General features: G+C 35.5%; 14 protein-coding genes. 11 read left to right on the top strand and 3 right to left on the bottom strand.

From position 1 onward, the window contains the following. Positions 1–139 precede the first annotated feature (139 nt). The 10 genes from ACZLXV_RS03145 (at position 140) to ACZLXV_RS03100 (ending at position 10,728) form a co-directional block, all read left to right on the top strand. Positions 140–1,024 carry a LamG domain-containing protein gene (locus ACZLXV_RS03145; protein ID WP_022224025.1) on the top strand — a complete coding sequence of 295 codons (885 nt, stop codon included), beginning with the start codon at positions 140–142 and terminating at the stop codon, positions 1,022–1,024. 294 nt (positions 1,025–1,318) lie between these two features. After that, positions 1,319–2,263, top strand: coding sequence for a hypothetical protein (locus ACZLXV_RS03140; protein WP_482382459.1), 945 nt, complete (start codon positions 1,319–1,321; stop codon positions 2,261–2,263). 264 nt (positions 2,264–2,527) lie between these two features. Further along, on the top strand, positions 2,528–4,132 hold the full coding sequence (locus tag ACZLXV_RS03135) for a penicillin-binding Tp47 domain C-containing protein (protein WP_482382458.1): 1,605 nt from the start codon (positions 2,528–2,530) through the stop codon (positions 4,130–4,132). Positions 4,133–4,237: 105 nt separating this feature from the next. Continuing rightward, positions 4,238–4,411 (top strand): hypothetical protein, encoded by a 174-nt coding sequence (locus ACZLXV_RS03130; protein WP_482382457.1) that lies wholly within the window; start codon positions 4,238–4,240, stop codon positions 4,409–4,411. Continuing rightward, the gene (locus ACZLXV_RS03125) at positions 4,389–5,294 is read left to right on the top strand and encodes an FAD:protein FMN transferase (protein ID WP_482382456.1); all 906 of its coding nucleotides are present in this window, start codon (positions 4,389–4,391) and stop codon (positions 5,292–5,294) included. The genes ACZLXV_RS03130 and ACZLXV_RS03125 overlap by 23 nt, the downstream gene beginning before the upstream one ends. A 76-nt stretch (positions 5,295–5,370) precedes the next feature. Continuing rightward, complete coding sequence (locus ACZLXV_RS03120; protein ID WP_482382455.1) at positions 5,371–6,888, top strand: FMN-binding protein; 1,518 nt, start codon at positions 5,371–5,373, stop codon at positions 6,886–6,888. Further along, on the top strand, positions 6,889–7,287 hold the full coding sequence (locus ACZLXV_RS03115) for an FMN-binding protein (protein ID WP_482382454.1): 399 nt from the start codon (positions 6,889–6,891) through the stop codon (positions 7,285–7,287). It abuts the gene before it with no gap. A gap of 4 nt (positions 7,288–7,291) precedes the next feature. Beyond that, on the top strand, positions 7,292–8,050 hold the full coding sequence (locus ACZLXV_RS03110) for a 4Fe-4S binding protein (protein ID WP_482382453.1): 759 nt from the start codon (positions 7,292–7,294) through the stop codon (positions 8,048–8,050). A gap of 161 nt (positions 8,051–8,211) precedes the next feature. Next, positions 8,212–9,924: an AAA family ATPase gene (locus ACZLXV_RS03105; protein ID WP_022224019.1), complete on the top strand. Its 1,713-nt coding sequence runs from the start codon at positions 8,212–8,214 to the stop codon at positions 9,922–9,924. Between the two features lie 186 nt (positions 9,925–10,110). Beyond that, positions 10,111–10,728 (top strand): nucleoside recognition domain-containing protein, encoded by a 618-nt coding sequence (locus ACZLXV_RS03100; RefSeq protein WP_022224018.1) that lies wholly within the window; start codon positions 10,111–10,113, stop codon positions 10,726–10,728. 617 nt (positions 10,729–11,345) lie between these two features. Here the strand turns inward: ACZLXV_RS03100 and ACZLXV_RS03095 are convergent. The 3 genes from ACZLXV_RS03095 to ACZLXV_RS03085 form a co-directional block, all read right to left on the bottom strand. Next, positions 11,346–11,600, bottom strand: a complete 255-nt coding sequence (locus ACZLXV_RS03095; protein WP_022224017.1) for a transposase — start codon at positions 11,598–11,600, stop codon at positions 11,346–11,348. 113 nt (positions 11,601–11,713) lie between these two features. Continuing rightward, positions 11,714–12,082, bottom strand: a complete 369-nt coding sequence (locus ACZLXV_RS03090; protein WP_022224016.1) for a transposase — start codon at positions 12,080–12,082, stop codon at positions 11,714–11,716. A gap of 246 nt (positions 12,083–12,328) precedes the next feature. Then, positions 12,329–12,475: a hypothetical protein gene (locus tag ACZLXV_RS03085; RefSeq protein WP_482382452.1), complete on the bottom strand. Its 147-nt coding sequence runs from the start codon at positions 12,473–12,475 to the stop codon at positions 12,329–12,331. A 652-nt stretch (positions 12,476–13,127) separates the two neighbouring features. On the opposite strand from ACZLXV_RS03085, the gene ACZLXV_RS03080 reads away from it, so the two are divergent. Further along, positions 13,128–14,228: a hypothetical protein gene (locus ACZLXV_RS03080; protein WP_022224015.1), complete on the top strand. Its 1,101-nt coding sequence runs from the start codon at positions 13,128–13,130 to the stop codon at positions 14,226–14,228. The last annotated feature ends 80 nt before the right edge of the window (positions 14,229–14,308 follow it).

Here is a 14,308-nt window from a genome sequence, read left to right as displayed (position 1 = left end):
GAATAAATATACATATTAAAGTTGTATTTACGAAATGTTAATAATTTAGTCATAAACTGTTGACAAATAGATGAACAAATGCTAAAATAATTTAGAAATCAATAAAGAAATAAATTCTTTTATAAAGGGAGGAATAAAAATGTATAAGAAATTTTTAAGTGGTGTTTTAGCCGCAGCTATGGTTATCGGAGGAGCTGCATATGCAGCAAAACCTGCATCAGTTGATGCAGCAGGTGCTCCAAAGCCTAAGTACACATTCAGCATGAATGGTGCAAGCAAAAATGTAGTAGGTGTTGCTCGTAAGGGTGATACAAGTGCCGGTACAACAGGAACTCCAAAGACAGGTATTGTTCCGACAGCAAACAAGAAAGCTAAACTTCAGTACAAGAAGGGTAAACACGGAAAGGCTCTTTACATTTCAAGAACTGTAGGTGGAAAGGCAGCTTCTATGGGTGCTCAGCTTAAAGGTGTTAAGCTTGGTTCTAAGTCTTGGACAGTTTCATTCTGGGTTAAGCCTGAGGTAAGTCTTTCAAACTTCATGTCAATGTTCTTTACAGGAAACCATATTCAGGATCCTAAGAACACAAAATGGCTTTCAATCACACAGGATTCATGGTTAGACAACAAAGCTAACTCACCTACAATCTGGTCACACAGCCTTACAAAAGGAAAGAACGAGCAGTTCCCATGGTATGGTTATCAGAACAAGAAAGGTACTTGGACAGCAAACTCAGCAGTTAAAGCTAATAAGTGGACACACATCACACTCGTTGTAAATACAAAGCAGACATGTGAGTATGGTACAAAGGGCAAATCAGGATATGTTAAATCATACCATGCATGGACATATGTAAATGGTAAACTTTTCGGAAACGGAACAGTTGCTAAGGGAACAATGTCAAACTCTAACTCATTCTTCCTCGGACTTAATGCTTGGGATATGGGATTCAAGGGATACTTTGATGATGTTAAGCTTTGGAACAAGGCTCTTACAGCTAAACAGGTAAAAGCTATTGCTAAATAATATGATGCAAGTTGTTTGCAGGATTGCGAAAATTGTACATCAATGAAGCAATTCGTGGCATCGTATATAAATTTGTTTAGTATAAATTGCATATAAAATGAAAAATAGTGCATGGCGAATTTGTTATAAATTCACCATGCACTATTTGCGTGTGTAAAATAATTTATGCACAATGTTCAAAGAAATGTCAAAATATTATATTTTTATGTTGACATTGAGCAACGGGTATGCTATTATAATAAAAACTAAAATAGTTTACGAAAATATTAAAAAGATTCGAGAGGAGAATAAGTTATGAGAAAAAGAATTTTAGCAATCGCACTTGCAACTACAATGGCATTTTCTACAGCAGTTGTTGCAGTGCCAAGTTATAAGAATGCAGCAGTAGCACAGGCAGCAGAAGAAGAGACAGGAGCACAGACATTTGATACATTTTGGAGTGGACATTGCTTAGGTGATGAAATCACAGAGACAGAAAAGACAGTGAATTTCAAGGCTATCACAGACAATGATCCTACGGCCACAGGAAATTATAATACACCTGTATTTGTTATTTACTATGGTGATGAGAATAAAGTAAACGGTGAGGGATATGATGAAGTAGCAGTTATCCGCTCAGACCTTTGGTCATGGTCAGCAGGTGGAGATATCACAAATCCTGAAGGATATGCAGGAACAAACGAGCTTACATTTGCAACAGAAAATGCACCGGCAGATGATAATGCATGGGCAGCTTGGCTTGCAGCAAATAAAAAAGGTGTAGATGTATCTTACACAACATCTGTTAAAGATGGTGTAGTTACAATAAAAGTTACAAACAATGGTATCACAAGCACAACAACATTCAAATTTGATGAGACAAAAGGAAAGAAGCTTTATCTTTCTGTTTCAGGTGAAAAGTGCACCATAGCTAAATACCCTAAGGCACTTATCACAACACCTTGTGATGACCCATTTGAAAAGAGCAATGACAATACAAATACAACAACAAAGAAAAAATCAATGTCTGTAAAGAAAGTTACAGCTAAAGCAGGCACAAAGGTTGTTAAGGGAACGGTTTCAGTTGCAAAAGCAAAAGTTAAAGTAACTGTTGGAAAAGCAAAAGCAAAAACAGCTAAGGTTAGTGGAAAGAACTTTACATTAAATGTTTCTTCAGCACTTAAGAAGAACACAAAGATTACTGTAAAGGTTACAAAGTCAGGTTACAAGACAGTAACAAAGACTGTAAAAGTTAAATAGGTTATAAGTTTATATTTGTAACATAAATTTTCTCATTTATTATCCAAAATGGAGAGTCGGTTTTACCGGCTCTCTATTTTGTTTACAATACTTTTTGATAAGTTTTATCCAATAAGGAAAAAGTGTTTGACTTCATACTATATGCGAAATATAATAATTGATGTTCGAGTGAGACATGACTTACCAGACTTAGAAAAAGGTAACTAAGAAGCTATGCGGCTGGGACAAATAATATTAAAACTATACACATGATAGGAGACAGCAATGCGAAAACTTATTAAAAAAAGTGTGGCAGCAGCGTTATCAACAGCGCTTCTTGTAACATTGGGACCTGTAGCAGATATTTCAACAGTAAAGGCAGCAGATGATTATACATATCTTTATGCCGGACTTACTTGGGATCAGTATTGGGCTGCAGAGAATATTTATCTGCAGAGTGACAAGGCTATGACAGATTCTAATACTGAGGCTGATGCAAGGGGAGAGATGGATAAGGGTGCTTTTGATGCAGTTTCGAGAGCTACTACAAATCATGGACTTCATAGAGGAAGTTATCAGTGTGATGCAGTGATTTACGGTGAGGACGGAAGTGAGTTTGATGTATCTCATTGGTCAGCTGATGGAAAGACACTTTATCTTACAGATGGAACAGATGTAGCATATGCAAAGGGAACTATCACAAAAGCAGACGGTACACAGACTAAATTAAAGGAATATAAAGTTACCGGACTTAAATATGTGCCTGTTGCAGTAAAAACATCAGAACTTGACGATTTTAAGAAAACTTACAAAGTTGTTGAAAATGACGGTGAACTTGTTGGAGGATACAGTGAGATGAATCTTTCGGCATATGATTTAAAGGCTAATGTAACAGCAGATACAAATGGTCTTAAAACCGCAACAGAGGAAAAAGACGGTACATTTAAGTTCAGTGCCAGAAAGACAGGAACAGATTCAGGTATCAAGGAGCAGACACTTGCTAAGGCATCTAAACTTAAAGTTGAAGTTAAAGAAGCAAACGGAAGCTATGGAGAGTTTCTTCGTGTAGATATAAACAATGCAGATGATGCAGATACATCAAAGGGAGAGGGGTATGGTGCTCTCGGTGCAAAAATGCAGGCTGTAAAGTGGACATATTATGGAAACGATTCAGAGCGCAAGACAGCACTTGCAAACTTCGGAACTAAGTTTGCAGCAGATAACTGGATGCATAAATTAATGGGTATTCAGCTTGGTCTTACTGATTCATACAGAGCTGCACTTCCGGGAGGAACAGATGGAACAGGTTACTGGAGCCTTACGGTATATGCTCTCGGATATGAGGATGAGACAGTAAACTTTGAGGTAACAAAAGACAATATAGTTGACACGGTAAATATAACTGAAAATGCAGATATAACAAAATTAAGCGGCCTTGTAGAAGATGCCAAAGGATTGAAAGAGTCTGATTACACTGCAGCAAGCTGGAAAGATTTTGTCGGGGAACTTGAAGAGGCTGAGGAAGAACTTGCAAAGCCAAATCATTATCAGGCAATGGTAGATGAAGCGTATAATCATCTTGATGAGGCAATCAAGGCACTTGTAAAAGTAGAAAAGGCATTGAATGCCCCTGCATCAGTAAAAGTGACAGCAAAGAAGAAATCGTTTACTGTTACATGGAAAAAAGTAAGCGGTGCTAAAGGATATCAGGTTCAGTATTCTCTTACAAAGAACTTTAAAAAAGCAACAGTCAAGAATGTTACAAAGACAACATTAACAGTTAAAAAGTTAAAGTCAGGCAAAAAGTATTATGTGAGAGTTAAGGCGGCAGCTTCAGATAAAAAACTTAACAGTGGCTGGTCAGCAGCAAAGACAGTTAAAGTAAAATAATTTGTAGAAGAGATTGTTTTGGGATATTAATAATACGCAAAAGGGAAGGTTGTATTAACCTTCCGTTTTGTGCGTTATAGAATAAATTTTGAAACGAGGGTATAGATGATTAAGAAAATATTATGTCTTATTTTGTGTGCGGCACTTCTTGCGGGGTGCCGGAACAGCGGAAATAAAGTCGGTGAGACAAAACAAAAAAATGAAAAGAGTGAGACTTTAGAGGCTCAAAAAGAAATTTTTGCGATGGATAACATATATGACAATCAAGACATATGGTGACAAGGCAGATGAAGCAGCAGAGGCGGCAGTGGATGAGATAAACAGACTTGATAAGCTTTTTAGCACGGGAAACAATGAGAGTGAAATTGCGATTTTGAATGAAAGCGGAAGTGAGATATTATCAAAGGAGACATTTTCTCTTGTTGAAAAGTCATGTGAATTATATAAGAATACAGCAGGAGCATTTAATATAGCAGTTTATCCGCTTATGAAGGAGTGGGGATTTACAAATGAAAAATATAATATTCCTGATGACAAAACAATAAAAAAACTTTTAAAGTATATTGATGTTTCAAAGATTGAATATGATGCAAATACAAGACAGGTAGTATTGCCGCAAAATTATGAAATAGATTTAGGCGGGATAGCTAAAGGTTATACATCAGCAAGACTTATGCAGATATTTAAGAAATATGGACTTTCAGGCGGAATTGTTTCTCTTGGCGGAAATGTTCAGACTTATGGTTACAAATCTGAAAATAAAAAATGGAAAGTAGCTGTTGAAAATCCAGAGACATCACCGCTTGATGGAGATTATCTGGGAGTACTTGACATTACTGACAAAGCAGTTATTACATCGGGAGGATATGAGAGATATTTTGAAAAGAACGGAAAGAGGTATCACCATATATTAAATCCGAAAACCGGAAAACCGGCAGACAGCGGACTTATAAGTGTATCAATAATAAGTAGTGACGGAACGCTTTCCGATGGACTTTCTACATCTCTGTTTATAATGGGTAAACAAAAGGGAATAAAATATTGGCAGAAAAATAAAGATAAATTTGATGTGGTATGGCTTGAAAATGATGGGACAGTGACAATTACAGATGGAATAGAGGATGTTTTTTCGTCTGATTTTAAATATAGTGTTGTAGGATGAGTGCGAAACAAATTAAGGTTGAGCAAGTTGCAAAAATATAACAAATAATTGAGGCGAATAGATTGGAGGTCGCAGGATGACTGAAAAAATTAAAGAGAAATTTTGTGCGTATATAGAACAGTTTAAACCGGCTGTTTTTGTTTTGCCGTCTGTTATTATTGCGGCATTTTCTGTCGGTGGTTTTTATATTGGAAGCGGTAGTGCAATAAAAAACAGTGCGTATAATAATAGCGCAAACAACAGCGTGGAAGAAAGCAAAAACAGTGAAGATAATACTGAAAGTGCAGGCGATAGGAGTGCAAAGACAAAGAAAACCGTTTCAGGAAGTACGGTAAAGAAAACTGCCACGACAGTGAAAAAAACAAAGGCAAAGAGTGGAAAACCCGCAGATGGTGTGTTTGATGGCAGCAGTGTATGCGAGAAGTTCGGTTATACGGTAAGCCTTAAGGCAAAGTTTAAAGATGGAAAGCCTGTGGCACTCTATGGAATGAAAATGCTTAATAGCAATGATAGCTCAAACGATGCATATATGGCTAGGGCATGGCGTGAAATGGTGAAACGCATAATTGGAGGGGCAGCGGATAACGGCGCTGTATCGGATGTAGATAGTGTATCAGGAGCAACATATTCATCAAATGCAGTTATTAGTGCTTATCTTGATGCACGCAATAAAGCTATTGCAAAATCTGAAGGTAAGAAATTAAAAGCTACGGCAAAACCAACACCTGTACCTTCAAAGAAACCGACGGCAGTAAAAGTTCCAAAACCTGTAAAAGTTCCAAGTGGCGCTATAGCTGATGGAAAATATAAGGTGAGTGCTGTATGTGAGCCGGATGAAGATGAAGATTTTGAAAAATATACACTTAGTGCCTCATTTACTTTCAAGAATGGAAAATGTACTGCTATATCTGATTTTTCATCAACAGCGGAAAGTAATAAAAATTATTATATGAAGGCGGCAAATGGAAACGGTAAAGCAAAAGGAATGGTGACCCAGATAATACAAAAACAGTCGGCAGATGATATAAGTGCGGTGTCAGGGGCAACATGCTCTTCCAAAACAATAGTCGAACTTTATGTTAAAGCATTAGAGAAAGCGGCGAAAAAAGCGGGAGTGAAAAATACACCAAAGCCAAGCCAGAGTGCAGCACCGACATCAAAACCTGATGAAACAGGTTCGCCTGAAAATACTGCTTATCCGACGCCGACACAGGCTCCTTGGCCAAGCCAGAGCGTTGAACCGACACCTGAACCAAGTCTTGTGCCGTTAAATCCGGGTACATATAAAGAAACTGTTACGGTATATCCTGATGAATCAAATGACTTTGAAGAGTATACGCTTACAGCGGATGTTATATTTAATGATAATCGTTTTTGTGGTTTTGACAATGTAACATTATCTGATGAGACAAACAGATTTTATTACAATAAGGCAGTAAACGGAACAAAAACAAAGCCGGGACTTATTTCGCAGATAAATACAAAACAGAATGATGAACTGGATGGCGTATCGGGAGCAACATGCACATCAAATGCACTTATAGAATTGTTTTCAAAGGCATGGAACGAGGCTAAGAAAAGAGGTTTGGAATAATTGAAGATATTTGTTACAAAGAGTATAAATCTGATACTCATTATAGGAATTGTATATGTATACTGCACACAGGCAGGAAAACTTAAAAAAAATATGGCAGATGCAGGGAGGGCGGCACAGTCACATTTTGCAGATGATGGTGTATATGAAGGCAGTGGTGACGGATTTGGCGGAAAGATAACTGTCCGCCTTACGGTAAAGAATGAGAGACTTCAAAAAGCAGAAATAATATCGGCAAAAAACGAGACAAAAGATTATCTTGAATCGGCAAAAAAAATACTTAACGATGCTGTAAAGCGGCAGTCAACAGATGTAGATACGGTATCGGGTGCTACATTATCATCAAACGGAATAATAGCAGCGATGAAGGATGCACTCGTAAACGGAAAGGAACAATAGATAAATGGTAAATATAAAAACTAAATTAAAGCGTTTGCAAATAGTAAGAACACTGATACAAATAGGATTTTTTGTATTTATGCCATCACTTTTTTCTCAGGCTTTTGCAGGGATAAAAGAAGTTGTATCGCTTATTGGAAAAGCACAACCGTTAAAAATGTCTGACTTTCTGATAAAGCTTATTGTTTTGTGTCTGCTTACGATAATATTCGGAAGAATATTCTGCGGTTTCATGTGTTCATTCGGAGCAATCGGAGACTGGTTTTATATGCTCTCAGAATTTATTCAGAAAAAAATCGGTGTGAAATTCCCGAAAATTTCTGAAAAAGCACAGATTAACTTGCAAAAATTCAAATATGTCGTGCTGTTGTTTATAGTTCTGCTTTGTTTTAGCGAAAATGGAGAGTATGTTGCAAAATATAGTCCGTGGACAGTGTTTTCACTTATAACACAGCGTAACTTCAAAATAGGTACATATATTGCAGGAAGTGTATTGCTTGTTTTTATAATAATAGGAATGATGCTAAAGGAAAGATTTTTCTGCCAGTTTATATGTCCGCTTGGAGCAGTATTTTCACTTCTGCCTAAAAACTTTTTGTTCAGTGTAAAGAAAAAAGAAGAAAAGTGTTTTAATGGATGTAAGGCATGTACAAACAAGTGCCCGGTTCATCTTAAATATGACGAAGCAGGTATGAGGGAAGGGGAGTGTATAAGCTGCGGACGCTGTTTTATGGTCTGCCCTCATAGGATGAAGAAAAAATAATTGTTTATGGTAATTCATATGCAGGTATGTTAAAATGTTTATAAAAATATGGGTTTAATATGGGCTGTGTAATGTATCAATGTATTGTTAATATTTTGGTGTGGAAGTTAATGTTATATTGATGCAGTATGCCGGTCATTTTTGAGGGAGAGAGGATATTTATGCATACCGTGGGAATTGGAAAACAAAATTATGAGTCATTGATAATGTCCGATTGCTTTTACGTCGATAAAACGTATTTTATAAAACAATGGTGGGAGTCTCAGGACGATGTTACACTTATTACCAGACCAAGAAGATTTGGAAAAACATTAAATATGAGTATGCTGAATTGTTTTTTTTCAAATAAATATATGAATCGGGCAGATTTGTTTGAAAAGTTTGAAATATGGACAGATGAGAAGTACAGAAAATTGCAGGGAACTTATCCGGTTATAAATTTAAGTTTTGCTGATGTAAAAGACGATAATTTTAAAAATGCAAAAAATAGCATTATATCTGTTATAAGTGATGTATATAGAACACATTCATATTTAATTGAAACAGATGAAATAACAGATGCCGAAAAGGGTGTGTTTAAGGCGTTAGATGCGTATTCAAACAATACAAATATAAATAAAGAAATTTCTGAAGATGTAATTTGCAGAGCGATAAAAAATTTGTCATTTTTATTAGAAAGATATTATGGAAAAAAAGTACTCATTTTTTTAGACGAATACGATACACCTCTTCAGGAAGCATATTTGGGAGGATATTGGGATGAAATGGTAGGTTTTATGCGTGTTTTCTTTAATGCAACATTTAAGACTAACCCGTATCTGGACAGAGCAATAATGACAGGTATTACCAGAATATCTAAAGAAAGCATGTTTTCGGATTTGAACAATTTGAGGATAGTATCGACAACAAGCAATATGTACGAAACGTGTTTTGGATTTACAGAGGATGAAGTTTTTAAGGCATTGGATGAAGTTGGAATTTCGGATAGAAAGGAAGATGTAAAACAATGGTATGATGGATTTTCATTTGGCAAAAGTAAAGATATATATAATCCTTGGTCTATAACAAACTTTATTGATGAAAGAAAATTGAAAACATACTGGGTCGATACGAGTTCAAATGAGCTTGCAGGGAAATTGATACAAAGTGCTTCGCCGGAAGTTAAAAAGTCAATGGAAAAGCTTTTAAATGGAGAAAGCATAACAGTTGACATTGATGAGCAGATAGTATTTAATCAGCTTGATTATGATGAAAATGCAATATGGAGTTTGTTTCTTGCAAGTGGATATTTAAAAGTTGAAAATGCAGATAACTGTGAAATCAGTGGAAAATATGAACTTAGTCTTACAAATTTGGAAGTAAGAATAATGTTTCAAAAATTGATAAGTGGATGGTTTAAAACAATACGTAACACATCAGATGAATTTGTTATTGCCTTGATAAAAGGTGATATAAAAGCTATGAATTATTTTATGAATAAAATAGCACTTGCGACGTTTAGTTATTTTGATGTTGGAAATAAACCATCGGAATATATTGAACCTGAGCGTTTTTACCATGGTTTTGTATTAGGAATTATGGTAGGAGAAAGAGAAAATTATATCATAAAATCAAATAGGGAAAGTGGATTTGGAAGATATGATATAATGATGGTGCCAAAGGATATAAAAAATAAAAAATTACCGGCAATTGTTATTGAATTTAAGGTATATGACAGTGAGGATGAAAAACAGCTTAAAGATACGGTGAAAGCGGCTCACAGGCAGATAGAAGAAAAGAGATATGATGATGAAATCATACAATTGGGGATAGAGAAAGACAGGATAAAACATTATGGATTTGCATTTGAAGGGAAAAAAGTATTGATAGGGTAAAAATAATCGTTTCAAAATACCAAAATATGAAAAACAACAAAAAATCAGCATGAGTTTGGGGTATGCTGATTTTTTGCGTTTAGATTTGCTTTTGCAAAAAAAGAGCCGGTGCATATAAAGTAATACATGGTATATTTGGGTGAGTGATGAATATTATTTAACGTGTAATTTTTGGCGGAGGTGCAGATGCTTAATTATATATGGGCATTTATGATACTTGGGGGATTATCGTATGGTGTGGCATGTGGTCAGGCGAAAGCTTTGTCAGATTCTATTATTGACAGTTCGGGGGAAGCCGTTTCACTTGCGATAACAATGCTTGGCGTTATGGCTATGTGGTGCGGAATAATGGAGGTCGCAAGGCAGTCCGGACTTATGGATAAAATGACAAAATTATTGTCTCCGATGGTACGTTTTTTATTTCCTGAAATTGATGAGAAGCATGTGGTAAATGAATATATAACGGCAAATATGGTTGCAAATATACTTGGTCTTGGCTGGGCAGCGACACCTATGGGACTGAAAGCAATAAAGGAGATGGCAAAGATAGAACGTGCACGCCTTGTGGAAAAAAATGTTGATATATCAAAAGTGAAATTAAGAGCAAGTAATGAAATGTGCACATTCCTTGTAATAAATATATCATCGCTTCAGTTGATACCTGTAAACATAATAGCGTATAGAAGTCAGTATGGCAGTGTAAATCCGGTGGGGATAGTCGTTCCGGGACTTATAGCAACGGGGGTGAGTACACTGGTAGCAGTTGTTTTTTGCAAGATTGCATGCAGGAAAAAACGTTTATGAAAGTAAACTTAAAAATAATAACAGCTTAGCGTTTTATTTCTTAAATTCATAAAGTTGCCAGTAAGCTGTCAGTCGTTGCTACGTAGCTTATTTTTATTTGTATCTCTGGTTGTGTTATGTTATACTGACATTGTATAATTTAGAAGAATGATGGATGTGATTTTCCGTTTATGTGATGCCCTCTAGTCTACAAAGGAGGGTGATGCCCTATGAATACGCTTGAAGTTCTTACTCTTGTGTTGGTGATTTTTGCGGCACTGTCTTACATAGACAATCATAATAATAAAAAGAAATAGCATCCCAACCGACCAAAGTTAGATGCTATTTTTATGTTTGTATCTTACTGAGGGCAAAATCGGATATTACATCCGATTACCTTTCTAATTAGATTATACAATGGGGTACTTGAGAAATCAAGTGCCCTTTTTGAGAATTATTTTCGCTGTGGCACTTTAACGCAGAGATTGATATAAACTTTCCGACTCATGGACGGCTCTCGCCTCGGAGAATATCAGTAGCAGTACATAAGTGTGCAAAAAAACGCACACTAAGTACTGACTGACATTCTAACGCCATTCGCTGAAAAGTTTATATTAATCTCTGCTGTTTACATATTTTTATGCAGTATACATTGCCAGTCCATTTGTTATTCCTGATTCTATTTTTGCCTTAGCTAATGCAAGCTGTATTATAAAGGTAACTGTAAGAAACATTTTCATTTTTTTTAATCCTCTTATCGTATGCTTTTCAAATTGAAAAGCACGGTCTATCCGTCCGTTTACTCTTTCAATACTTGTTCTTTTTTTATATAATCTTCTCCATTTCTTTGAATTTCCTGCTACTTTTGTAAATATACGTGTATCCGTTTTCAATGGTATTCTGAATATTCTTTTATTATGATATTTCGGATGAAAAACATATCTATGACTGTCCCTGCTTTTATCATACCCCTTATATACTAATTATATTTTCTCACCACCGTCTGTTATGTAATACACTTTTCCAACTTTTTAGGATTTTTTTCTTTTATGTTATCTAACAGTTTTTCTGTTTCTTTAAGTTCACTGTTCGATGCTTTTGTCACTTCATAATCAACCGGCAGTTCATATGTTGCATCTGATAAAAGATGCAGACGAAATCCAAACCATTTCTTTGTTTTTACCACTTTTTCACCGTTAGGTTTTGTTATTGTGTATTCTTTTCTGCACCAGTCAGCATCCCTCTCTCCTTTGTTGCCGCTGTTTTTCTTTGAAATTTTTCCTGCATAACTTTGTATGGCTTTTCCATCCGCTGCCATAATCTCACCGAAATCGTTAAGGTTTTCATACATATATTTTACAAGTGTATCAAACATTTCTCTTGATTCCTGCTCACATTCCTTTAAATTATTCAAAAAGTTTGTATATGCACTTGCTGTTGGAGCCAGTTTATATCGACTTTCACTTATCCTTTTTCCATACTCATCTTTTTTATCTGTCAGTACAGAGTATATGTGTGGTTGAAATCCGCAGATTATGCGGAGCTGGCTGTTTCTGTTTAATTCTCTTAAAAGACTTGCAATAGAGTCATGGTCAAATATAAAGCTTGCTATAAAAGAATTCTACATAGCTTCTACAGACCATTCATTTCTGCCTTTTCCTCGTTTTTCTTTTAATCTTCGTATTAATTTTTCATCAGGAAGATTGTCAAAAACTTTTTGTAATCTTTCTAAATCTCCAAGATTTTCATTTTGGGTATCGTCAAACATGGAAATTTGTGTTATTATTTTCAGAGAAAAGCACTCCTTTTTAATGTGGTTTGAACACTTACATTATACACCATTATGGTTGATAAAGGGTGCTTTTCTTTTTGCTTTTATATATACAGTCATGGAAGATGGATTATTATACAGCAAATGGCGTTGGAGGCTGGGAGCCGACCATTTGTCGTATAATAGCCACTTCCATGACGTTCGGTCAAAATAAAAAGTGGTCGTTTTTTTGCATAAAATTGCATGCAGGAAAAAACGTTTATAATAAAAATGTGCTAGCACATTTTTGTGAAAAATTACCAAAAATCATAAAAATAAACATACTTTTGCAAGATTGGTAAGTGATGGAATAATTATGGTAAAAATGCTGTAATTATTGAGGGAATACAATATTGTATTAAAATAGTTTAGAAAAATATGTAAAAATCTAAAAAATAAAAAATTGTATAAAATCAACAAAAAATATAGCTTTAATAAAAGTATATTGACGTAAATAGCTAAAATGTGCTATTATTAAAGCATATTTAAAAATGTAAAATATTTTAACTGTTTATAAATGAAAGCTATTAGGTGAAATTGCTGAATATTTGGATTCAGTTAAGATATTTGAAAAGAAAGATTAAATGAGATTTTCGGGAGGAGAAGTCAAATGAGAAATAAGAAATTTTTAGCTTTGGCAATGGCAGCAGTAGTAGGAATGACATCTGCACCAGCAGTTTACAACAATGTAGTTGTAGCAGAGGCGGCAGTAGGAGATGCAACAGTAAAGAATGTTAGTATTACAGGTGGATATGGAACAGCTAACAGTGGTGATGAAGCTATGACAGGCGATTTTGAACTGGTTTATACTTTTACCAATAAAACACAGGATGCAAGTACAAATTGGTTCAACTATGGTGTTGAAGTTCATAATGGTGTTGGTGGCTTTATATCAACAAGAGCAGATAATTATGGCTGGTTAGCAAATGATTGGAACACAGATGGTTCAGTAATGTCATGGGGTGACGGTGCTGAATCATGGGATGATTTTAGAGAGGTAATGAAAGATGCATCTGTAAAAGTTACAGTAAAAAGAGAAGGAAATACTGTGACTGTTGCAAATGATATTACAGGAAATGCAGATAGCAGTAAAAAATACAATTTTGTATGCACATGTGCAATGGCAAACTTGCCTGAAACAGTATATGTTCATCTTACAGGCGAAAAGGTAGATTTATCTGATATAAAAGCAGAGTTAAAAGCAGAAGCAGAGCCTACAGTAGCACCTACTGAGGTACCGGCAGAGCCTGCTACTTCACCAGCAATTTCTACAGCACCTGCAGTTACAGAAGAACCAACAACAGCTCCAACAGAGGCACCATCAGAAGAGCCTACAGTAGCACCAACACAGGAACCAACAACAGAGCCTACAGCAGCACCGACAACAGAGCCTACAGAAACACCGGCACCTACAAAGAAACCAAGTGCTAAAAAGGCTGCAATCGTTGTTAAGAACGGAAAGAAATCTGTTTCAGCAGTTTCAGTAAAAGCTAAGAAGAGCGTTAAACTTACTGTTTCAGTAAATTCAAAAGCAAAGGTTACAGCAGCTAAACTTTCTAAGAAAGATGCAAAGATTGCAAAAGTTACATTAAAGAATAACAAGCTTACAGTTAAGGGTCTTAAGAAAGGAAAAGTAACAATCAAACTTTCAGCAAAGAAAACTTCTAAATATAAAGCAGCTACAAAATCTTTGAAGGTAACAGTAAAATAATTATTTAAAACTGCATATTGAATAAGAAAATAAACTTATTTGTGTAAACTAAAGGGGGGAGTTGACAAAAAGTAGTCAAC

This window comes from Butyribacter sp. (assembly GCF_056818865.1).
This window is presented reverse-complemented; position numbering and strand designations above follow the sequence as displayed.

Excerpts from the sequence above, each read along its gene's own strand:
- ACZLXV_RS03110 (WP_482382453.1), top strand. The coding sequence starts at position 7,292 with ATGGTAAATATAAAAACTAAATTAAAGCGTTTGCAAATAGTAAGAACA.
- ACZLXV_RS03125 (WP_482382456.1), top strand. The coding sequence starts at position 4,389 with ATGACAATCAAGACATATGGTGACAAGGCAGATGAAGCAGCAGAGGCG.
- ACZLXV_RS03100 (WP_022224018.1), top strand. The coding sequence starts at position 10,111 with ATGCTTAATTATATATGGGCATTTATGATACTTGGGGGATTATCGTAT.
- ACZLXV_RS03120 (WP_482382455.1), top strand. The coding sequence starts at position 5,371 with ATGACTGAAAAAATTAAAGAGAAATTTTGTGCGTATATAGAACAGTTT.
- ACZLXV_RS03080 (WP_022224015.1), top strand. The coding sequence starts at position 13,128 with ATGAGAAATAAGAAATTTTTAGCTTTGGCAATGGCAGCAGTAGTAGGA.
- ACZLXV_RS03090 (WP_022224016.1), bottom strand. The coding sequence starts at position 12,082 with ATGTTTGATACACTTGTAAAATATATGTATGAAAACCTTAACGATTTC.
- ACZLXV_RS03085 (WP_482382452.1), bottom strand. The coding sequence starts at position 12,475 with ATGTTTGACGATACCCAAAATGAAAATCTTGGAGATTTAGAAAGATTA.
- ACZLXV_RS03135 (WP_482382458.1), top strand. The coding sequence starts at position 2,528 with ATGCGAAAACTTATTAAAAAAAGTGTGGCAGCAGCGTTATCAACAGCG.
- ACZLXV_RS03130 (WP_482382457.1), top strand. The coding sequence starts at position 4,238 with ATGATTAAGAAAATATTATGTCTTATTTTGTGTGCGGCACTTCTTGCG.
- ACZLXV_RS03105 (WP_022224019.1), top strand. The coding sequence starts at position 8,212 with ATGCATACCGTGGGAATTGGAAAACAAAATTATGAGTCATTGATAATG.
- ACZLXV_RS03145 (WP_022224025.1), top strand. The coding sequence starts at position 140 with ATGTATAAGAAATTTTTAAGTGGTGTTTTAGCCGCAGCTATGGTTATC.
- ACZLXV_RS03140 (WP_482382459.1), top strand. The coding sequence starts at position 1,319 with ATGAGAAAAAGAATTTTAGCAATCGCACTTGCAACTACAATGGCATTT.